The following is an 18,595-nucleotide window of genomic DNA, read 5'->3' on the forward strand; positions in this document are numbered from 1 at the left end:
TCGGCCACCTGCAGACACCCGACGCCACCAGCACATTTGATGCTTGGCTATGGGTCGGACATCGACTATCATGTGGTCAGCACCTCCTTTCGGATCGTAGGGGAAGACGTATCCGAGGTAGGAGGCAGAAATGGATATGACACAGGGCGTACTCTTCGTCCACTCAGCACCTCGTGCGCTGTGCCCTCACATCGAATGGGCAGCGGGCGGGGCAATCGGCGCACAGGCACGCTTCGACTGGACTCCCCAGCCGGCAGCGCCCGGTCTCGTGCGCGCAGAAGTCTGCTGGCGCGCGCCGGCAGGCTCGGGAGCCCGTATCGCATCCGCACTGCGCGGCTGGGACTCGCTCCGGTACGAAGTCACCGAGGAGCCCTCGGCCGGAGTCGACGGCGGTCGGTGGAGCCACACACCCGATCTGGGAATCTACCACGCTGTCACCGACACGGCCGGAAACATCCTCGTCCCTGAAGACCGCATCCGCTCCGTGATGGAACGCGCGGCAGGCGATCCCGCGAAGTTTTCCTCGGAGATGGCGATCGCCCTCGGCGAAGCGTGGGACGAAGAACTCGACGCATTCCGCCACGCAGGAGAGGGCGCACCGGTGCGCTGGCTGACCAAGGTCGGCTGAGCCTCTCTTCACCGCGCCGGGACTGCCGGCACACGCGCTGATTCCGTTCGCCTGATTCTGTCGCTCGATTCTGCTCAATGGGCACACCCTCCTACCTCGGGTGTGCCCATTTCGCAAGCCCTCGTGCCTGCGCGCCTTATGCAGGAGGCTCTGCACAGACCACCTTCCTGGTTGCCTTAAGGAGATTGCTCCGCACAAACCACCTTCCCAAGTACAGACCGCGATCTGCGCCCTAATGGAAACGGCCCACTCTGAGTCGGAAAGCACAGTTTCAAAACCGTGCTCTCCGACTCAGAGTGGGCCGTAGCGCTGTCTGAGTTCGCGCAGAACCTCAGACGGAGCGGAATGCGACGACGGCGTTGTGACCGCCGAAGCCGAACGAGTTCGTGATCGCCGCGATATCGCCGGAAGGCAGATCCGCAGGAGTGTCACGGACGATGTTGATCCCCTTGACCTTCGGGTCGACCTCATCGATGTTGATGGTCGGGGGAGCGGTGCGAGTCTGCAGTGCCTTGACAGTGAGGATCGCCTCGACGGCACCGGTACCGCCGAGCAGGTGGCCGGTCATCGACTTCGTGGCCGAGACGAGGGCGTCGGAGACGTTGTCGCCGAGGAGTTCGCTGATGGCCAGCGATTCGGGGATGTCTCCGACCGGAGTCGACGTGGCGTGTGCGTTGACATGCTTGATCTCGGAAGCGGTCAGCCCACCGGCATCAAGCGCCTGCTGCATGGCGGCCAGGGCGTGCTTGCCCTCGGGCTCTCCGCCGGTGATGTGATAGGCATCGTTCGAGATTCCCCAGCTGGCCACCTCGGCGTAGATCTTCGCACCACGAGCCTTCGCATGCTCCTCGGTCTCGAGGATGAGCGTGCCCGCACCTTCGCCCATGACGAATCCGTCACGGTCGACGTCGTAGGGACGCGAAGCGGTCTCGGGAGAATCGGTGCGACGTGACAGCGCCTGCATCGAATTGAAGGAGGCGAGCGTGATCGGATGGATTGCGGCTTCGGAACCACCGGCGATGATGATGTCGGCCTTGCCCGAAGCGAGGACGTCATAGGCGTGACCGAGGCTCTCGGTCGATGAGGCGCAGGCGGAGACCAAGGTCTGCACTCCGGCGCGAGCCTTGAATTCCATCCCGATGGCGGCCGCGGGGCCGTTGGGCATGAGCATGGGCACGGTCAGGGGCATGACCCGACGCGGGCCCTCCTCCTGAAGCGTGTCCCAGGCGTCGAGCAGAGTCCACACTCCGCCGATCCCAGTGGCCCAGGAGACGGCGGTGCGTTCCGGGTCGGTCTCCTCGAGGCCGGCGTCGGCCATGGCTTCACGAGCAGAGATGAGGGCGAACTGGCTCGACGGATCGAGGCGTTTGGCCTGGACCCTTTTGAGATTGTCCGGCACGACCTGTGGGTCGACCTGCGCGGCGAAGTCCACGGCGAGGCCGTACTTCTCCGACCAATCGTTGTCCATTGTGTGGACGCCGGACTGACCGGCCAGAATGGCTTCCCAAGTGGCATCGACAGTCGCGCCCAAGGGGGTTACCGCACCGATTCCGGTGACGACAACTTTAGATGTCATGGTACAAACCTCGTCGATAGTGTGGACACGGCCCGTCTGTGGACGGGCCGTGTTCGGCTGCTGTGTCTCAGGCTTCCTGAGCCTTGTTGATGTAGTCGACAGCGTCCTGAACGGTGACGAGATCCTTGACGTCGTCATCCGGGATCTTCACGCCGAACTTCTTCTCAGCGTTGACGACGATGGTCATCATCGAGATGGAGTCGATGTCGAGGTCATCGGTGAACGACTTGTCGGCTTCGACTGCTTCGACAGCCAGGCCGGTCTCTTCGTTGACGATCTCTGCCAGCCCAGCGAGGACTTCAGCTTCGGTGAATGCCATTTCTTTCCTACTTTCTGATTTCGGTCGAGGGTTTGTCGACCGTGTGAGGAACTTTTCGACGAGTGTCCCGCCGAATATCTTAGGACATTCACGGAGAGTTTTCCGTGAATGGGTGTGTCTCAGGGCAGGCGCACGACCTGAGCACCGTAGACGAGTCCGGCGCCGAAGCCCATCTGCAGGGCGAGACCGCCGCTGAGCTCGGGCTGTTCGCGCAGGAGCCGCTCGGTGGCCAGCGGGATCGACGCCGCTGAGGTGTTCCCGTTGTCGGCGATATCACGTGCGATCACGACGGACTCGGGAAGCTTCAGCTGCTTGGCGAGTTCATCGATGATGCGCATATTCGCCTGGTGCGGGATGAAGGCAGCGAGATCCTCGGCTTCGATCCCGGAAGCGGCGAGAGCCTCCTTGGCCACCTCGGCGCCGTCCCACACGGCCCAGCGGAAGACGGTCGGCCCGTCCTGGCGCAGGGTCGGGAAGGGCAGTTCACGGTCGTCGCGGATGTCGTAGAGCGAATCCGTCATCCGGATGGTCGACCAGTTCTCGCCCTTCGAACCCCACACCGTCTTCGAGATGCCGGGTTCGTCGGAGGAGGACACGACGACTGCACCGGCTCCATCGCCGAGGATGAACGAAATCGAGCGGTCCTCGGGATCGATGACCTCGGAGAGCTTCTCCGCACCGATGACGAGGACATTGTCGAGCGTGCCTGCCCGCACCAGGGCGTCGGCCTGTGAGATGCCGTAGCAGTAGCCGGCGCAGGCCGCACTGATGTCCCACGCCGGGATCGGCCCGGTGCCCAAGCGCGCGGTCAGTGCCGCGGCGGCTGAGGGCGTGAAGTACTCGAAGGTGACCGTGGAGATGATGATCGCCCCGATCTCCTCGGGCTTGAGCCCGGCGGAGGCGATGGCCTCGAGCGCGGCCTCCTCGGACATGTCGAGGACGCCGACATCTTTGCTGGCGCGACGGCGGGTGACGATGCCGGTGCGCTGACGGATCCATTCGTCGGACGAATTGATGGGGCCGGCGATATCGTCATTGCTGACGAGGTTCTCCGCGCGGTAGGCACCGATTCCGGAAATGCGGGAGAAGGTGCCGAGCTCGGCAGTCTTGAGTGTTGGCATGACGTCTTCTTTCGATTCTCAGGCGTGGGCTGCCGCGAACTCACGCGCGCCGTCGAGGTCGGCGGCCGATTTGATTGCGAAGGTCTCGACGCCCTTCATGGCGCGTCGAGCGATTCCGGTCAGGGTGCCACCGGGGACGAGTTCGATCATTCCGGTGACCCCGGCACCCAGCAGCGTCTCCTGGCACAGGTCCCAGCGAACCGGGTTCGTGACCTGTCTGACCAGGCGGTCGACGTACTCGCGCCCGGTTTCGACGGCAGTTCCGTCGGAGTTGCTGAGGATCGATGCAGCGGGATCGGAGACCTCCATCGCCGAGGCGGCGGCAGCGAGTTCTGCGGTGGCCGCAGCCATGAACTCGGTATGGAAGGCACCGGCCACGGCCAGCGGAATGACTCGAGCGCGCTCGGGCGGATTCTCTGCCAGTGCCTCGAGCGCGTCGAGAGATCCGGCGGCCACGGTCTGGCCCCCGCCGTTGACATTGGCAGGGCTCGCCCCGGCGGCCTCGATCGCGGTGAGAACGTCGTCGGGTTGGCCGCCGACCACCGCGGACATCCCGGTCGGAGTGGCGGCGGCAGCGGCGGCCATTCCATCGGCACGGACCTTGACGAAGCGCATGGCGTCGGCGGGGGAGAAGATGCCGGCGATCTGCGCGGCGGCGATCTCTCCCACGGAGTGTCCGGCGACGACGGCAGGACTGACACCGAGCTCGGCAGCGCAGGCGATGGCGGAAGCGACGAGCAGAGGCTGTGCCACCGCGGTGTCCTTGATCGTCTCGTCGTCGGATTCGGTTCCGTGCAGACGCAGGTCGATCCCCGAGGCGGTCGAGAGTTCGTCGATCTGTGCCGAGAAAGCGTCGAGTTCGAGGAATGAACTCAGGAAACCGGTCTTCTGGGCTCCCTGGCCCGGACAGGTGATTGCAAGCACTCAGTTCTCTTTTCGTTGGGTTCCGTTGATCAATCTAATGGACTCGGAGCCGAAATCACTGCGATTTGTCGCTGGTCGACAATACGCCGTCCTCGGACAGTCGCCCATACACCAAGGCGATGTGGATGACGAAGGCGTCACGTGACGATGTCGGGTCGAGTCCGATCGCGTCGGTGATCTTGCGCAGCCGGTAGCGCACGGTGTTCGGGTGCACTGACAGTGCCTTGGCCGTGGCCTCGAGCGACGACCCGAATTCGACATAGGCGCTCACGGTCTTCAGCAGCTGTCCGGTGCCCGAGGTCAGTGGTTCGTAATAGCGCTCGATGAGTTCGCTCAGGGCGATCCGGTCTCCGGACAGGGCGCGTTCGGGCAGGAGGTCATCGGCTTTGACGGGGCGAGGGGAATCCGGGCGGGCGGTCGCGGCCTTGAGTGCCCGGATCGCTGCCTTCGCCGAGGTGGCAGCCTCGGCGAGGCCCGGCACTGCTGGCCCCACGATGACCTCGGAGGGCCCGAAGCAGTCGGAGAGGTCCTCGACGGCATCGTCGAGTTCCGTGACTCCGCCCAAGACGATGAGCAGTCGATTGTCATGGATGCCGACGAGGGCATCATCGGCCCACCGACTGGCCTTGCGGCGGATCCCGTCCAATCCCTTCTTCGCCGAGCGCTGCGGGGCGCGGCCGACGATGACGCAGACGGGGCCTTCGGACTGCCAGCCGAAGGCCGCCGTGCGGCTGGCGAGCTCATCGACGGAGTCTCCGCGGACGAGGGCGTCGACGACCATCGCTTCGAGGCGGGCATCCCAGCTGCCGCGAGCCTCGGCGGCACGGGCATAGACGTCGGCGGCGGCGAACGCGATCTCACGGGAATAGACGAGCACGGCCTCGCGCAGGGCCGGCTGTTCGACCGGGCGAGCGATGTCCGGGACGCGCTCCTCGACGACCTCGACGACGATCTTGAGCAGCTGCAGGGTCTGCTGCAGGCTGATGGCGCGGATGAGATCGCGTGGTGCTGTCTTGAAGATGTCGGAGACCACGCGCAGGTTCGTATCGGGTTTGCGGTACCAGTCGACGAACGATGAGATGCCGGACTGGGCCAGCAGGCCGACCCAGGAACGGTCGGACGACGACATCGAGCGGTACCAGGGCAGCTGCGCCTCCAGTCGCTGCAGAGTCACCGACGACAGGACACCCACTCCGGCACGCAGCCTGCGAGCGGTTTCGGCGCGGCGTCGCAGGGTCTCGGCATCAGACATCATGGGCACGAGTTTAGACGAAAGAGAACAATCGGGTTGTCAGCGACATACAAACATTCGGAAAAGGCGACAAATATGGCCGGAGTCTTGGAGACTCCGGCCATATCAGCGCTCAGGCGACCGACGAGATCAGGCGCCAGCCCCCTCGGTCGAACCCGAGCTGCCGGCACGGACATCGTGGAGCTGGTACTTCTCAGCCGCCTCGGCGGCCTTGTCGATCGAGATCTTTCCGGTGTCGGCCAGCGAGATGAGCGCCTGCGTGACCACGGACGGACCGTCGACGAGGTAGTAGCGACGTGCCGCGGGACGGGTGTCCGAGATTCCGTATCCGTCGGTGCCGAGCGAGGTGAAGTGGCTGGGCACGTACTGACGGATCTGGTCGGGAACCGCGCGCATATAGTCCGAGGTCGCGATGACCGGGCCTTCGGTCTCAGCCATCTTCTCAGTCACGTACGGGATGCGTGGTTCGGACTGCGGGTTCTTCAGCCGCTCGTTCTCGGCGTCGAGTCCGTCGCGGCGCAGCTCCGTCCACGAGGTGACCGACCACACATCGGCCGAGACGCCCCAGTCCCGATCGAGCAGCTCCTGCGCTTCGAGCACCCACGGCACACCGACGCCGGAGGCCATGAGCTGAACCTTCGGGCCGCCGTTGTCGGGTCCCTTCTTCAGCAGGTAGAGGCCCTTGAGCACGCCGTCGACGTCGAGGTCCTCCGGTTCGGCGGGCTGGACCATCGGCTCGTTGTACATCGTGATGTAGTAGAGCACGTCGGGGTCGCGCTCGTCGGCGGGATCGTACATCCGGTGGATGCCGTCCTTGACGATATGGGCGATCTCGTAGCTGTAGGCCGGGTCGTACGAGACCACGGACGGGTACGTCGAGGCGAGCACATGGGAGTGCCCGTCGCCGTGCTGCAGACCTTCTGCCACGAGGGTGGTGCGTCCCGCGGTGGCGCCGAGAACGAAGCCGCGGGCCATCTGATCACCGGCGGCCCAGAAGAAGTCACCGGTGCGCTGGAAGCCGAACATCGAGTAGAAGATGTAGAACGGGATCATCGGCTCGCCGTGCGTGGCGTACGAGGTGCCGACGGCGGTCAGCGCCGCGGTCGCTCCTGCTTCGTTGATGCCGACGTGGAGCAGCTGACCGTCCGTGGCCTCCTTGTAGGCGAGGAACAGGTCGCGGTCGACGGAGATGTAGTTCTGCCCGTGCGGGTTGTAGATCTTGGCCGTCGGGAAGAACGAGTCCATGCCGAAGGTGCGAGCCTCATCGGGGATGATCGGGACGATGCGGTGACCGAATTCCTTCTCCCGCATGAGATCCTTGAGCACACGCACGAAGCCCATCGTGGTGGCGATCTCCTGCTTGCCGGAACCGCGGCGACCGGCCTGGTAGGCCTTGTCGGAGGGCAGCTTGAGATCGATATGGGTCGAGCGTCGCTCGGGCGAGTAGCCGCCGAGCTCCGCACGACGCTCCTGCATGTACTTGATCTCGGGAGCGTCGGCTCCCGGGTGATAGTACGGGGGCAGCTTCGGGTTGTCCTCGAGCTCTTTGTCCGAGATCGGGATCTGGAAGTGGTCACGGGCGAGCTTGAGGTCGTCGACCGTGAGCTTCTTCATCTGGTGTGTGGCGTTGCGGGCCTCGAAGTGCGGTCCGAGCGAGTAGCCCTTGACCGTCTTGACGAGAATGACGGTGGGCTGACCGGTGTGCTCTATCGCGGCCTTGTAGGCGGCGAAGACCTTGCGGTAGTCGTGGCCGCCGCGCTTGAGGTTCCAGATCTGCTCATCGCTGTAGTCCTCGACCATCGCCTTCGTCCGCGGGTCCCGGCCGAAGAAGTTGTCGCGCACGAACCCGCCGGACTCACCCTTGTAAGTCTGGTAGTCGCCGTCGGGGGTGGCGTTCATCAGGTTGACGAGGGCACCGTCGCGGTCCTTGGCCAGCAGTGCGTCCCATTCGCGTCCCCAGACGACCTTGATGACGTGCCAGCCGGCACCGCGGAAGTACGACTCGAGCTCCTGCATGATCTTGCCGTTGCCGCGGACGGGTCCGTCGAGGCGCTGCAGGTTGCAGTTGATGACGAAGTTGAGGTTGTCGAGCTCTTCGAAGGCGGCGACGTGCAACATGCCGCGGCTCTCGGGCTCGTCGAGCTCGCCGTCGCCGAGGAAGGCCCAGGTCTGCTGCTGCGACGTGTCCTTGATCCCGCGGTTGTGCAGGTACTTGTCGAACTGTGCCTGCGCGATCGCGTTCATCGGTCCCAACCCCATCGACACCGTCGGGTGCTCCCAGAAGTCCGGCAGCTGGTGCGGGTGCGGGTAGGACGGCAGCCCCTGCGGCTTGCCGTCGATGAAGTGCGACTGCTGCTGACGGAACCCGTCGAGCTGCTCGGCACTCATCCGGCCTTCGAGGTAGGCGCGGGCGTACATGCCGGGGGAGGCGTGTCCCTGGTAGAAGATGTGGTCGCCGCCGCCGGGATGGTCCTTGCCCCGGAAGAAGTGGTTGAGGCCGACCTCGTAGAGGGTCGCCGACGAGGCGTAGGTGGAGATGTGTCCGCCGACCTCGACGCCGGGGCGCTGGGCGCGGTGGACGAGCATGGCGGCATTCCAGCGGTTCCAGCGACGGTAGCGGCGCTCGACCTCTTCATCACCGGGGAACCAGGGTTCGTTCTCCGGGCCGATGGTGTTGACGTAGTCGGTGGCGGTGAGGCTGGGCACGCCGATCTGCTTCTGGCGCGAGCGCTCGAGCATGCGCAGCATGACATAGCGAGCTCGCGTCCGACCGCCCTCGTCGATGAGGCCGTCGAGGGAGGCCAGCCATTCGGCGGTCTCCTCCGGGTCGATGTCGGGCACCTGGCTGGGCAGCCCGTTGAGGATGGGTCCGCCCTGATTCCGATTGTCCACGATGTGGTCCTCTCTTCAGCTCCACGATCTTCTTTGGTGTAGAGATCATGTCCATCGGATGGTGTGTGCTCCGCAGGTTGTCCGAGCCCAGGGGCCACCCAATACATCTGTCAGCCTAGTACTCCGAGCTGAACTTCGCGCTCCCGCGATGTTGTGATCTCTCTGACGCATCTGCCCGCCCGGCAGACATGGTCACCGTCCGGTGTGCTGGTTGAGTGCTGTTTGGGTGCGCTTGCCGCGCGCGGGCGCGCCGATATTTGCACCTTGACCACTGTTGGCGGAAGAATACAGGCATGAGCAACTCCGCTTCTGAAAGGACATCCTCCACTTCGACCCTCGTAAACGAGCTGGGCCACAACCTCGGTTTGAACAAGGGCGACTACGTGCAAGAGGTCGGCTATGACGACGACGTCGATCAGGCGCTCTGCGAGGCGATCGAGAACATCATCGGAGACAAGATCGCCGATGGTGAAGAGGATGACGTCTACGACGTGATCCTCATGTGGTGGCGGTCGGACGACGATGATCTCATCGACGGCCTCGTCGACGCCCAGACCACATTGAAGGAGGGCGGAGTCGTGTGGCTGCTCAGCCCGAAGGCGAACCGTCCGGGACACATCAGCCCCGCAGACATCTCCGAAGCGGCGCCCACCGCCGGAATGCACGTGACCTCCACGGTCAGTGCCGCCGATGACTGGGCCGGATTCCGGCTCGTGGGCAAGAAGAACTATTCATGATCCTGCGGCCCGGTGACCGGGCCCCGGATCTCACCCTCCCCGATCACCTCGGATCGGTCATCTCCCTCGCCGAGGCGGCCCCGCGTTCCGCGGTCGTGCTCGCATTCGTCCCGTTCGCCTTCTCTCCGATCTGCGGAGACGAACTCGCCGCCCTCGACCGGTGGCAGAAGAGGATGCGGCAGGACTCCCATGCCGTTGACGTGGTCGTCGTGTCCGCGGACTCCAAATACACTTTGGCGGCATGGGCCCGTCAGACTGCAGCCGACGTCACCTTGGCCTCGGATTTCTGGCCTCATGGTGATGCGGCGCGGGCGTTCGGCGTCTTCGATGAGTTCCACGGAGTCGCCGAACGAGGCGTCTTCGTCATCTCACCTGCGGGTACGATCGTCAGTGGCAGGCAGGTTGCCCGCACCGAGACTCGGGACTTCTCCGAGGACTTCGCCGCGGCGCTTTCCAGCCTCTGAGAAACGAGCCACCACCGAAGCGCCGATCTCCGGCACCTTCGGCGACTGTTGAAAAGGACACCTTATGGCCACGCTGTTCACGAAGATCATCAACGGAGAGATCCCCGGCACGTTCGTCCATCAGGATGACACGTGCGTCGCATTCCTCGACGTCGCTCCGATGACGGAAGGTCACGTCATGGTCGTTCCGCGGGAGGAGATCTCCCACTGGATCGACGCCGATGGAGAACTTCTCTCTCACCTCACCGCGGTGGCGAAGAGGATCGGCGAAGCCCAGAAGCGGGCCTTCGACTGCGAGCGCATCGGTCTCCTCATCGTCGGCTACGAAGTGCCCCACCTGCACATCCACGTCCTGCCGACGAATTCGATGGATGACTTCGACATCTCCGAGCGCGCCCCGATGCAGACTCCGGAGCAGCTGGAGGTGCCCGCCGAGAAGATCCGGCAGGCACTGTCCGAACTGCCCTGAGCCAGTCGGCGCCGGATTCGGCCGGGTCAGAGACCGTGGGCCTCGAGCCAGCGGTCGAGCGAGTCTCTCACGAGCTCGGCGCCGACGGCTCCGCCGTAGTTGGCACCGAACCGGGGGTCGTCGACGTACATCTGTCCGAGGCCGCGCACGTAGCCTGCGAGGTCTCCGTCGGGATCGTTCGCGGGTGTGCCCGGAACTGCTCGCAGCCATTCGACATGACGTCGAGCGAGGTCCTGGCAGCGATCCGATTCGGGCCCGGCCCCCGCCTCGGCGGCGGCGATCCAATCCTCGGACAGAGCCGAGACGCGGGCCTTCCACTCCCGCTGCTCCTCCGGGGATCTGCGGGACCACCATTCGTCTGATCGCCGGTAGGCATCGGTACCCCAGCGCCTCGTCACTTCCTCTTCGTATTCGCGATGGTCGAAGCCATCGAACATCTCGTCAGCCATGAGCGGCTCACCTGCTTTCAGTCGAGTGATGGTGACGGCGACGGCGGCGAGCTGTCGGTCGAGTCGGTCTCTCTCGCGTCCGAGGGAGACCAGATGCTGCGACAGCGCCTCGACCGGATCATCTTTCCGGTCGAGGACCTCGGCGATCGTCGTCAACGGCAGACCCAGCTCCTTGAGCAGCAGGATGCGCTGGAGGCGCACCAGAGCCGCTTCGTCGTAGCAGCGATATCCATTGGCGGCGATGGAGGTCGGCGGCAGCAGACCGATGGCGTCATAGTGACGCAGTGTTCGGCTCGTCGTGCCCGTCAGCCGTGCGATTTCCTGAATGGACCAGTCCATGTCTGACAGCCTAGAAGTTGACGCAGCGTCAAGGTCAAGAGCCGATTGAGGCGGTCGCGCAGTGAGCTCTGTCAGGCCGCTTCGCGAATGGCGTCGAGGGCCGTGAAGAGGTCTCGTGCGAGGTCGTCGACGTATTCGAGCCCGACCGACAGGCGGACGAGGCCGTCACCGGGCTTTGCGGTGGCCGCCACGGGCCGGTGGGTGAGTGAGGCCGGGTGCTGGATGAGCGTATCGGCACCGCCGAGGGAGACCGCGTGGACGATGAGGTCGCAGTGTTCGACGAAGGTCCGGGCCGCGTCGAATCCTCCGGCGAGTTCGATGGCGATCATCGCCCCGCCGCCGCGCATCTGCGAACCGACGAGCCCACGCGGATCTGAGTCGGCGAGGCCGGGGTAGTGGACGCGGGCGACCTCCGGGCGCGTCTGGAGTCGGCGCGCGAGTTCGCCTGCGGTGTCCTGGGCCGCGCGCATCCGCACGGCCAGAGTCCGCAGTCCGCGGTGGAGGAGATAGGCGCCCATCGGGTGCAGGAGGGCCCCGGTGATGGCGCGCACCTGACGCAGTCGTATGGCCCAGGCGGTGTTCGTCGCGATGATCCCGCCCATCGCGTCTCCGTGACCGCCGAGGTATTTCGTGGCGCTGTGGAGGACGAGAGCGGCCCCGTGATCGATCGGGCGTTGGAGCACCGGGGTGCAGAACGTGTTGTCGACCAGTACCGGCACGTCTCCTGCCGCCGCGACGACGGCGTCGATGTCGACGAGGTCGAGGCTGGGGTTCGCCGGCGTCTCGACGATGACGAGCCCGGTGTCCTCACGAATCGACTCGGCGATCCGGTCTTCTTCCGCCCAGGTCACCGAGGTGCCGAGCAGGCCGGACTCGAGCAGGTGGTCGCTGCCCCCATAGAGGGGACGGACGGCGACGATGTGGGGCGTTCCGGCCTCGACCGCGGCGAGGAGTGCGGCAGTCATGGCAGCCATTCCCGTGGCGAAGGCCACGGCCGATTCGGCGTTCTCCAATTCGGCGAGCGCGGATTCGAACCGTGCCACACCGGGCTGCCACAGCCGTTGGTAGACAGGGGAATCGCCCTCTTTCAAGGAGTTTCCGCCGGCAAGGCTTTCGTAGGAATCTCCGCCCGTGCGGACGTCATTGACCGGATTGGTGGTGGAGAGGTCGATCGCGGGGACGTGGACGCCTGCGGCCGCGAGGCCGTCCATTCCGCCGTGGACCATGCGGGTCTCGGGGTGCATCGATGTCATAACCGCATTCAATACACTTCTCCCGTCAGACGCAATGATCCTGCAATCTCCTGTGAGGATCCTTGGTTCTGGCGGGAGATTCTGCGACGAGATGTGGAAGACTGTGACTCATGTCGCAGAATGTCTCACTCGATGTCACCGATCGTCGCCTCCTGCAGGAGCTCAACGCCGATGCGCGGGCCTCGGGCGCAGTCCTGGCCGCGGCCGTCGGGATCTCCGAATCGACGGTCTCCCTGCGCCTCAAACGACTGAGATCTCTCGGTGTCATCCGTGGATTCCATATCGATGTCGATCCGACAGCACTGGGCATGGGCCTGCAGGCGCTCGTGTCGATTCGGCTGGCCAAGCATGATCGCGCCGAGATCGATGCGTTCACTGCGGCCGCCCCGAAGTTTCCGGGACTGGTGCGGATGTACCATATGGCCGGAGCTGACGACTATCTGCTGCATATCGTCGCCACCGATGCTGCCGCTGTGCAGTCCTTCGTGCTCGACTATCTCACCCGGTATCCCGCTGTCGCGCATACGCGCACGAACCTCATCTATCGGGTCGAGGACGGCTCGGCATGGATCCCCGAGGAGCCCTGAACTCCCATACTGTCCCCATGGCAGAGAACAAGACCCAGCCGACCGATGCCGATGTCGCCGCGTACCTCGATGCCGTGACTCCGGGGAAGCGCAGGGAGGACGGAATCGCCCTCGACGCGATCTTCCGTGATGTCACCGGCGAGGAACCCGTCATGTGCGGACCCTCGATCGTCGGCTACGGGCGATACCGCTATCGGTCGCCCGTGAACCCGCGCAGTCACGGTGAGTGGCCGGCGACGGGTTTCTCCCCGCGCAAGAGCCAGCTCTCGCTGTACGGGCTCAAGGACCTTCCCGAAGGGGCGAAGCTGCTCCCGCAGCTCGGAAAATACACCGAGGGGGCCGGGTGCGTCTACGTGCGCCGTTTGGAGAACATCGACGAGGCGGTGCTGCGCAGACTCATCGCGATCGCCGCTGCCCGTCCCGACGACCCCGCACCGGGCAGCTGATCACAGGCACCCGTTCGAAGTCGTTCAGAGTCTCCGAATCGCTGATCACGGGCCCGTGATCAGCGGCGGGAGGTGATGCTCAGCCCCGGTTTGCGCTGATGGACCGAGAAGTACTGCAGTCCCGCCTCGGCGTCGGCCAGGAATCGACGGCGGGACTTACGGGGCAGCCATACGATCTGACCGGGGGACAGGTCGATCGTTCCCGTTTCGGTCTCAAGAGTGCCCGCACCGGCGAGGATGTGGATGAGGACGTCGAGAGACGGACCGGTATGTTCGCGGATCTCACCACCCGGGGCCAGCACGATGACATTCGCGTCGAGGTCACGGCGCTGTGCCGGCAGCTGCCAGACGGATCCGGAGTCCTCGGCGGTATCGCTGAGTTCGGTGACGTCGAGGACGACGCGAGGGGCCGGTGTGCCGGCGCGACGGACGATGCGCACCCGAGCTTCACCCTCTGTGCTCTCCAACGGCTCCCAACCGACCGCACCGGCGAACTCGCGGACCAACTCCGCACGCAGACCCTCGGGTGGGTGATCATTGATGAGGATCAGGCCGGTGCCGATCTCGAGTTCCTCATACGCCTTGATGATGAGCGGATGCCGCTCCGGCTTCGGTATGTTCCGGACGTCGATGACGGGTTCGTCTGCCACAGCAATACCTCTCAGTCGCTTCGATGATTCCGCATCGAAACTATCACCACAGTAGGAAATCGAGATTACGCTGAGGAAGGAAGCAAGCCTCCGAGCTGTACACCACTGAGGAAGGAATTCACGATGACCGAACAAGCGTCCGCACAGAACCTGGAGACCCTCAGCGCAGAGCTGTTGGAGAAGGCGCGAGGGGCACGCAGCGGAAGGGCCGCCAAGGGTGTCTTCGTCGGAACCTATCTTCGGCAGGCCCTGCTCACTCTGCGAGCGGGTGCAGAACTCGCAGAACATGATTCTCCACCGGAAGCGACGTTGCACGTCGTCACGGGCCGGGTGCGGGTGGTGACTGCCGACGAATCATGGGAACTGGGTGCGGGAGAACTCATCGCCGTTCCCGCGCAGAAGCACTCGGTGGAGGCGTTGACCGATGCGGCGTTCCTGCTCACGATCCGCACGGAGATCGACAGGGGGTGATCGACCCCGTGGTCGCCTCGGCGAGGTTCGGGCGGCGGGGTCGGACCTGCGTGGATCGGACGTGCCGATCTGGGCTGGTGAGTTGGGTCGGAATATGGAAAAGGCACCCCGTGAACACGGGATGCCTTGACGGTGGGCCCAGAGGGACTCGAACCCCCGACCCTCTCGGTGTAAACGAGATGCTCTAGCCAACTGAGCTATAGGCCCCACCTGCGTCGTCGTCGACTGCGACAGCGCTTGATCAGTATGCCACATCCGGAGGTGAGCGGCGAAACGGGATCGACGGCGATGAGTGTGCCGGTCAAGGCGGTCACCGGGAAGATCGCAGCAGGAGTGAGGCATTGGCGGCGAAATTCTCTGCCGCAGCGGCGGGGTCGATCGCGAAGAGCCTGCGGTTCTGTTCGACGGCCACGGCGCCGAGCGTGAGCGTGAGGATTCCGTGAGAGAGTTCGGCACCCAGCCGATCGGCTGCCAAAGCTTCAGGCGTGACGTCTGCCGGTGCGATGGAATAGCCGAGCAGCACGATCTCGGCTCCGTCGCGGTATTTCAGCAGCACCTCGCGCAGCGACATGGCCGCGGCGAGTGGATCCGTGACGGCGGGACTGAGGGCATCGACTTCGGCCTTGAGGCGGCGGGAGATGAGGATGAGAAGGGACTGTTTGTCCTTGACGTGCCAGTACAGCGCCGAGGGCTGAACCTCGAGTTCACGGGCGAGTCGGCGCATGGACAGGTCGCCGAGACCGTAGTGCGACAGGATGGTCAGAGCAGTGGTGGTGATGCTTTCGGCTGTCAGTGCCAATGAGACATACCTTTCATTCTTCCGAAGTGGACCGTCCCGATTTTTCAGATCGCGTTCCCATCGCTATAGTAGTTCCTGGTCACGGGATATAGCGCAGCTTGGTAGCGCGCCTCGTTCGGGACGAGGAGGTCGTGGGTTCGAATCCCGCTATCCCGACCATGGGAAAGTGCCGCAGCATCGCTCAGGCGAGGTTGCGGCACTTCTGCATTCCCGGCCCGTTGAGTGCCTGACCCCGGTCGGCCCGAGCGTTGACGTGGGGCCGGTTCAGCCGGGTTCTGAACAGGTACTCGAGTTTGAACCCGATGACTGGTCCAGAACTCGATGTTCAGTCCGATTCCCGCGGAGTCTGCGGGTCCTCGGTGCCCGCATCCGCATCGATTGAGTCGACCGGCTTCGTGCGGCGGGGTGAGTTCGAGCGGTCGGCCGCCTCGGCGAAATTCTCCGCGACGCGGTCGAGATCCGTGCCCCGCCACCGGGCGATGGCCTTCATCACCTGATAGACGATGATCGCCGAGGCGGTGCCCAAGGCTATGCCTTCGAACTGGAGTCCGCCCGGGGTCCAGGTGAAGTTCGCGATGGCGACGATGAGTGAGACCGCGGCGGTGTTGAGGTTGATCGGATTGGAGAAATCGACCTTGTTCTCCACCCAGATGCGCACTCCCAGCATGCCGATCATTCCGTAGAGGACCGTCGCCGCTCCGCCGAGGACGCCGGGTGGGATGGTGGCGATGATCTCGCCGAACTTCGGCAGCATGCTGAGGACGAGGGCGATGATCGCTGCGCACAGGTAGGCGGCGGTGGAGTAGATGCGCGTGGCGGCCATGACTCCGATGTTCTCGGCATAGGTCGTCGTTCCCGAACCGCCGCCGGATCCGGCGAGGATGGTCGAGAACCCATCGGCGAAGAGCGTGCGACCGGTCAGTCGGTCGAGGTCGCGGCCGGTCATTGCGGCGACCGACTTCACATGACCGATGTTCTCTGCGATGAGGACGAGGACGACGGGCAGGAAGAGACCCAGGTAGCCCAGGTCGAAGGCAGGGGCATGGAATGCGGGCAGTCCCACCCAGTCGGCTTTCGTGACGGTGGAGAAGTCGAGCTCGCCCTGCAGCCATGCCGCGCCGTAGCCGACGAGCACGCCGATGAGGATGGACAGCCGTCCGAGCATGCCGCGGAATGCCACCGTGGTCAGCAGAATTGCGATGATCGTGATCACAGCCGTCAGGGGAGCGGCCTTGACCCAGTCCCAGGCGGCCGGTGCCAGGTTGAGGCCGATGAGCGCGACGATGGCGCCGGTGACCACGGGAGGCATCGTCACCTCGATCCACCGGACGCCGACGACATGGACGACGAGTCCGACCAACGCCAGAGTCACTCCGACGGAGATGATTCCACCCTGAGCCAGGGCCATGGCATGAGGCTCGAGGTCGTCTCCCGACGTCGCCGAGAACCCCGTGACCGCACCGATCGGGGCGAGCAGTCCGAACGACGACCCGAGGTAGGAGGGCATCATGCCCTTCGTGATGAGCAGGAAGAGCAGAGTGCCGATGGCGGTGAAGAACAGCGTCGTCGACGGCGGGAAGCCAGTGAGCAGCGGAACGAGGAATGTCGCACCGAACATCGCCACGACGTGCTGGGCCCCGATGCCGATGGTCCGCGGCCAGCTCAGACGCTCCTCGGGCAGAACCCTCTCACCGGGAGCGATCGTCCGCCCATCACCGTGCAGACGCCAGCCGCGGCGACTGCCTGTCCCGTTGCGAGTGTCCGTCTGTGCCGTATCCGCCATTGTGCTCCTCGTTCCGATCGTGCTGCTTCTGGGCCGTGGGCCGGCCGGCGGACAGCGGTCCGTGCCGGCGAGAGAAGTCTATGCGCCCGGTCACTGTCTCGCCGAGTCGACGGCCGCTGAACGCACTTCAGGACGGTGCCGCCGGAACCTGTTGCAGAGACAGCGATCACGGTTCTGATAACGCATTGAGGGGTGCTCAGGGGGCGTGACCTGGACTGACGGGGAACCACTTCAATCGCACGGAGGCGAAGGACCAAACGATGACGCCTGTGAGCACCGACCAGCTTGTGAACCCAGACCAGCTCGCCGAGTCCATCCTCAACGGGGAGAGATCACCGAAGCCGAGGCACTTGCGCTTCTGTCGACGCCGGATGAGGACGTCTTCGGCCTCGTCCACGCGGGGTCACGACTGCGCCGGGAGCACTTCGGGATGACGATCAAACTCAACTACCTCGTCAACCTCAGATCGGGAATGTGCCCGGAAAGCCGCACCTACTGCTCTCAGTCGCTGGGCTCGACGGCGGAGATCCTCAAGTACTCGAGGCTGAGCACCGACGAGGCCATGGATCAGGCGAGCCCGGGCATCGGCGGGGGAGCCTCCCGAGTCTGCCTCGTCGCCAGCGGTCGTGGCCCCAGCCGTCGCGACGTCAACCGAGTCGGAGAGATCGTCGAACGGCTCAAGGACGAGAATCCGGACGTCGAAGTCTGCGCCTGCCTGGGCATCCTCAGAGAAGGGCAGGCCGAATCGCTCAAGGAAGCCGGAGCCGACGCCTACAACCACAACATCAACACCGCCGAGTCCTTCCACGACACCATCGTCAAGACCCACACCTATGAGGACCCGGCGAACACCGTCGAGCTGGCCAAGACCGCCGGACTCTCACCCTGCAGCGGCCTCATCGTCGGACTCGGCGAAAGCGACGAGCAGATCATCGAAGCGCTCTTCGCGCCCAAGGCCCTCGGCTCCGACTCGATCCCGATCAACTTCCTCGTCCCCTTCGACGGCACCCCGCTCGAGGGGCAGTGGAACCTCACCCCGATGCAGTGCATGAAGATCGTCGCGACGGCACGATTCGTCTGCCCCGACCGAGAGATCCGTCTGGCCGGCGGCCGCGAGATCCACCTCAGGTCGCTGCAGCCGATGGCACTGCAGCTGGCCAATTCGATCTTCCTCGGCGACTACCTCACCGCCGAGGGCCAAGCCGCCGCCGACGACCTCGCGATGATCCGCGACAACGGTTTCACCATCCTCGGACAGGAGACCGGGGAAGGAGGGGATGCCCGAACGGACGAATCCGCTGGAGGATGCGGTGGGGCAGCCGGCTGCTGTTCCTATTCGCAGACCACCGCCGAGGCGGCCACCCACACCGATCCCGTCATCCGCAGGCGCGGTGCAGGCACCGCTGAAGTCGCCAACGCCTGAGGGGCCGCATGCC

At 64.7% G+C, this 18,595-nt stretch carries 19 protein-coding genes and 2 tRNA genes; 9 read left to right on the plus strand and 12 right to left on the minus strand.

Going from position 1 to position 18,595, the window contains the following annotated elements:
• Positions 1-136: 136 nt before the first annotated feature.
• Positions 137-628 carry a DUF3145 domain-containing protein gene (locus tag CXR29_RS08440; RefSeq protein WP_039211244.1) on the plus strand — a complete coding sequence of 164 codons (492 nt, stop codon included), beginning with the start codon at positions 137-139 and terminating at the stop codon, positions 626-628.
• 331 nt (positions 629-959) lie between these two features.
• Here CXR29_RS08440 and CXR29_RS08445 read toward each other — a convergent pair whose 3' ends face one another.
• The 6 genes from CXR29_RS08445 to aceE all read right to left on the minus strand — a co-directional run bounded on the left by CXR29_RS08445 (position 960) and on the right by aceE (position 8,712).
• Positions 960-2,204 carry a beta-ketoacyl-[acyl-carrier-protein] synthase family protein gene (locus CXR29_RS08445; RefSeq protein WP_101593569.1) on the minus strand — a complete coding sequence of 415 codons (1,245 nt, stop codon included), beginning with the start codon at positions 2,202-2,204 and terminating at the stop codon, positions 960-962.
• A gap of 67 nt (positions 2,205-2,271) precedes the next feature.
• The gene (locus CXR29_RS08450) at positions 2,272-2,523 is read right to left on the minus strand and encodes an acyl carrier protein (protein ID WP_025776743.1); all 252 of its coding nucleotides are present in this window, start codon (positions 2,521-2,523) and stop codon (positions 2,272-2,274) included.
• Positions 2,524-2,642: 119 nt separating this feature from the next.
• Positions 2,643-3,644: a beta-ketoacyl-ACP synthase III gene (locus tag CXR29_RS08455; protein ID WP_101593568.1), complete on the minus strand. Its 1,002-nt coding sequence runs from the start codon at positions 3,642-3,644 to the stop codon at positions 2,643-2,645.
• Between the two features lie 18 nt (positions 3,645-3,662).
• The gene (locus tag CXR29_RS08460; RefSeq protein WP_101593566.1) at positions 3,663-4,568 is read right to left on the minus strand and encodes an ACP S-malonyltransferase; all 906 of its coding nucleotides are present in this window, start codon (positions 4,566-4,568) and stop codon (positions 3,663-3,665) included.
• Between the two features lie 55 nt (positions 4,569-4,623).
• A complete protein-coding gene (locus CXR29_RS08465; RefSeq protein WP_035319603.1) occupies positions 4,624-5,823 on the minus strand; it encodes a PucR family transcriptional regulator in 1,200 nt (399 codons plus the stop codon).
• A 126-nt stretch (positions 5,824-5,949) separates the two neighbouring features.
• Positions 5,950-8,712: a pyruvate dehydrogenase (acetyl-transferring), homodimeric type gene (gene aceE, locus CXR29_RS08470; RefSeq protein WP_127364317.1), complete on the minus strand. Its 2,763-nt coding sequence runs from the start codon at positions 8,710-8,712 to the stop codon at positions 5,950-5,952.
• A 293-nt stretch (positions 8,713-9,005) separates the two neighbouring features.
• On the opposite strand from aceE, the gene CXR29_RS08475 reads away from it, so the two are divergent.
• The 3 genes from CXR29_RS08475 to CXR29_RS08485 all read left to right on the plus strand — a co-directional run bounded on the left by CXR29_RS08475 (position 9,006) and on the right by CXR29_RS08485 (position 10,382).
• A complete protein-coding gene (locus CXR29_RS08475; protein WP_127364318.1) occupies positions 9,006-9,449 on the plus strand; it encodes a DUF3052 domain-containing protein in 444 nt (147 codons plus the stop codon).
• Positions 9,446-9,913 carry a redoxin domain-containing protein gene (locus CXR29_RS08480; protein WP_127364319.1) on the plus strand — a complete coding sequence of 156 codons (468 nt, stop codon included), beginning with the start codon at positions 9,446-9,448 and terminating at the stop codon, positions 9,911-9,913. Before CXR29_RS08475 ends, CXR29_RS08480 begins: the two co-directional genes overlap by 4 nt.
• 64 nt (positions 9,914-9,977) lie before the next feature.
• On the plus strand, positions 9,978-10,382 hold the full coding sequence (locus tag CXR29_RS08485; RefSeq protein WP_127364320.1) for an HIT family protein: 405 nt from the start codon (positions 9,978-9,980) through the stop codon (positions 10,380-10,382).
• Positions 10,383-10,408: 26 nt separating this feature from the next.
• Here the strand turns inward: CXR29_RS08485 and CXR29_RS08490 are convergent, their stop codons facing one another.
• Together CXR29_RS08490 and CXR29_RS08495 are read right to left on the minus strand one after the other, a co-directional pair.
• The gene (locus tag CXR29_RS08490) at positions 10,409-11,170 is read right to left on the minus strand and encodes a MerR family transcriptional regulator (RefSeq protein WP_127364321.1); all 762 of its coding nucleotides are present in this window, start codon (positions 11,168-11,170) and stop codon (positions 10,409-10,411) included.
• A gap of 71 nt (positions 11,171-11,241) precedes the next feature.
• Positions 11,242-12,423 carry a trans-sulfuration enzyme family protein gene (locus tag CXR29_RS08495; RefSeq protein WP_101593561.1) on the minus strand — a complete coding sequence of 394 codons (1,182 nt, stop codon included), beginning with the start codon at positions 12,421-12,423 and terminating at the stop codon, positions 11,242-11,244.
• Between the two features lie 110 nt (positions 12,424-12,533).
• On the opposite strand from CXR29_RS08495, the gene CXR29_RS08500 reads away from it, so the two are divergent.
• The gene (locus CXR29_RS08500; RefSeq protein WP_127364322.1) at positions 12,534-13,010 is read left to right on the plus strand and encodes an Lrp/AsnC family transcriptional regulator; all 477 of its coding nucleotides are present in this window, start codon (positions 12,534-12,536) and stop codon (positions 13,008-13,010) included.
• A gap of 17 nt (positions 13,011-13,027) precedes the next feature.
• Positions 13,028-13,456: a DUF1801 domain-containing protein gene (locus CXR29_RS08505; protein WP_127364323.1), complete on the plus strand. Its 429-nt coding sequence runs from the start codon at positions 13,028-13,030 to the stop codon at positions 13,454-13,456.
• Positions 13,457-13,515: 59 nt separating this feature from the next.
• Here the strand turns inward: CXR29_RS08505 and CXR29_RS08510 are convergent, their stop codons facing one another.
• Positions 13,516-14,106: a DUF2249 domain-containing protein gene (locus CXR29_RS08510; protein WP_241241650.1), complete on the minus strand. Its 591-nt coding sequence runs from the start codon at positions 14,104-14,106 to the stop codon at positions 13,516-13,518.
• 123 nt (positions 14,107-14,229) lie between these two features.
• Between CXR29_RS08510 and CXR29_RS08515 the strand changes: the two genes are divergently transcribed.
• Positions 14,230-14,577 carry a cupin domain-containing protein gene (locus tag CXR29_RS08515; RefSeq protein ID WP_127364324.1) on the plus strand — a complete coding sequence of 116 codons (348 nt, stop codon included), beginning with the start codon at positions 14,230-14,232 and terminating at the stop codon, positions 14,575-14,577.
• Between the two features lie 133 nt (positions 14,578-14,710).
• On the opposite strand, the gene CXR29_RS08520 is transcribed toward CXR29_RS08515, so the two are convergent.
• Positions 14,711-14,784, minus strand: a tRNA-Val gene (locus tag CXR29_RS08520).
• A gap of 103 nt (positions 14,785-14,887) precedes the next feature.
• Positions 14,888-15,376 (minus strand): TetR family transcriptional regulator, encoded by a 489-nt coding sequence (locus CXR29_RS08525; RefSeq protein WP_025780313.1) that lies wholly within the window; start codon positions 15,374-15,376, stop codon positions 14,888-14,890.
• Positions 15,377-15,458: 82 nt separating this feature from the next.
• Between CXR29_RS08525 and CXR29_RS08530 the strand changes: the two genes are divergently transcribed.
• A tRNA-Pro gene (locus CXR29_RS08530) sits at positions 15,459-15,535 on the plus strand.
• Positions 15,536-15,701: 166 nt separating this feature from the next.
• On the opposite strand, the gene CXR29_RS08535 is transcribed toward CXR29_RS08530, so the two are convergent.
• Positions 15,702-17,159, minus strand: a complete 1,458-nt coding sequence (locus tag CXR29_RS08535) for a uracil-xanthine permease family protein (protein ID WP_241241651.1) — start codon at positions 17,157-17,159, stop codon at positions 15,702-15,704.
• Between the two features lie 205 nt (positions 17,160-17,364).
• Here CXR29_RS08535 and bioB point away from each other — a divergent pair, with 205 nt between their 5' ends.
• The gene (gene bioB, locus CXR29_RS08540) at positions 17,365-18,582 is read left to right on the plus strand and encodes a biotin synthase BioB (RefSeq protein ID WP_127364325.1); all 1,218 of its coding nucleotides are present in this window, start codon (positions 17,365-17,367) and stop codon (positions 18,580-18,582) included.
• Positions 18,583-18,595: the final 13 nt, after the last annotated feature.

It is taken from the genome of Brevibacterium linens, from assembly GCF_003999335.1.
GTDB classification, from domain to species: Bacteria; Actinomycetota; Actinomycetes; order Actinomycetales; family Brevibacteriaceae; genus Brevibacterium; species Brevibacterium linens.

What these genes read in the sequence shown, in the direction of transcription:
- CXR29_RS08480 (WP_127364319.1), top strand. Translation starts at nt 9,446, where the DNA reads ATGATCCTGCGGCCCGGTGACCGGGCCCCGGATCTCACCCTCCCCGAT.
- CXR29_RS08450 (WP_025776743.1), bottom strand. Translation starts at nt 2,523, where the DNA reads ATGGCATTCACCGAAGCTGAAGTCCTCGCTGGGCTGGCAGAGATCGTC.
- CXR29_RS08495 (WP_101593561.1), bottom strand. Translation starts at nt 12,423, where the DNA reads ATGACATCGATGCACCCCGAGACCCGCATGGTCCACGGCGGAATGGAC.
- CXR29_RS08490 (WP_127364321.1), bottom strand. Translation starts at nt 11,170, where the DNA reads ATGGACTGGTCCATTCAGGAAATCGCACGGCTGACGGGCACGACGAGC.
- CXR29_RS08465 (WP_035319603.1), bottom strand. Translation starts at nt 5,823, where the DNA reads ATGATGTCTGATGCCGAGACCCTGCGACGCCGCGCCGAAACCGCTCGC.
- CXR29_RS08475 (WP_127364318.1), top strand. Translation starts at nt 9,006, where the DNA reads ATGAGCAACTCCGCTTCTGAAAGGACATCCTCCACTTCGACCCTCGTA.
- CXR29_RS08535 (WP_241241651.1), bottom strand. Translation starts at nt 17,159, where the DNA reads ATGGCGGATACGGCACAGACGGACACTCGCAACGGGACAGGCAGTCGC.
- CXR29_RS08515 (WP_127364324.1), top strand. Translation starts at nt 14,230, where the DNA reads ATGACCGAACAAGCGTCCGCACAGAACCTGGAGACCCTCAGCGCAGAG.
- CXR29_RS08505 (WP_127364323.1), top strand. Translation starts at nt 13,028, where the DNA reads ATGGCAGAGAACAAGACCCAGCCGACCGATGCCGATGTCGCCGCGTAC.
- CXR29_RS08440 (WP_039211244.1), top strand. Translation starts at nt 137, where the DNA reads ATGACACAGGGCGTACTCTTCGTCCACTCAGCACCTCGTGCGCTGTGC.
- CXR29_RS08500 (WP_127364322.1), top strand. Translation starts at nt 12,534, where the DNA reads ATGTCGCAGAATGTCTCACTCGATGTCACCGATCGTCGCCTCCTGCAG.
- CXR29_RS08445 (WP_101593569.1), bottom strand. Translation starts at nt 2,204, where the DNA reads ATGACATCTAAAGTTGTCGTCACCGGAATCGGTGCGGTAACCCCCTTG.
- CXR29_RS08455 (WP_101593568.1), bottom strand. Translation starts at nt 3,644, where the DNA reads ATGCCAACACTCAAGACTGCCGAGCTCGGCACCTTCTCCCGCATTTCC.
- CXR29_RS08485 (WP_127364320.1), top strand. Translation starts at nt 9,978, where the DNA reads ATGGCCACGCTGTTCACGAAGATCATCAACGGAGAGATCCCCGGCACG.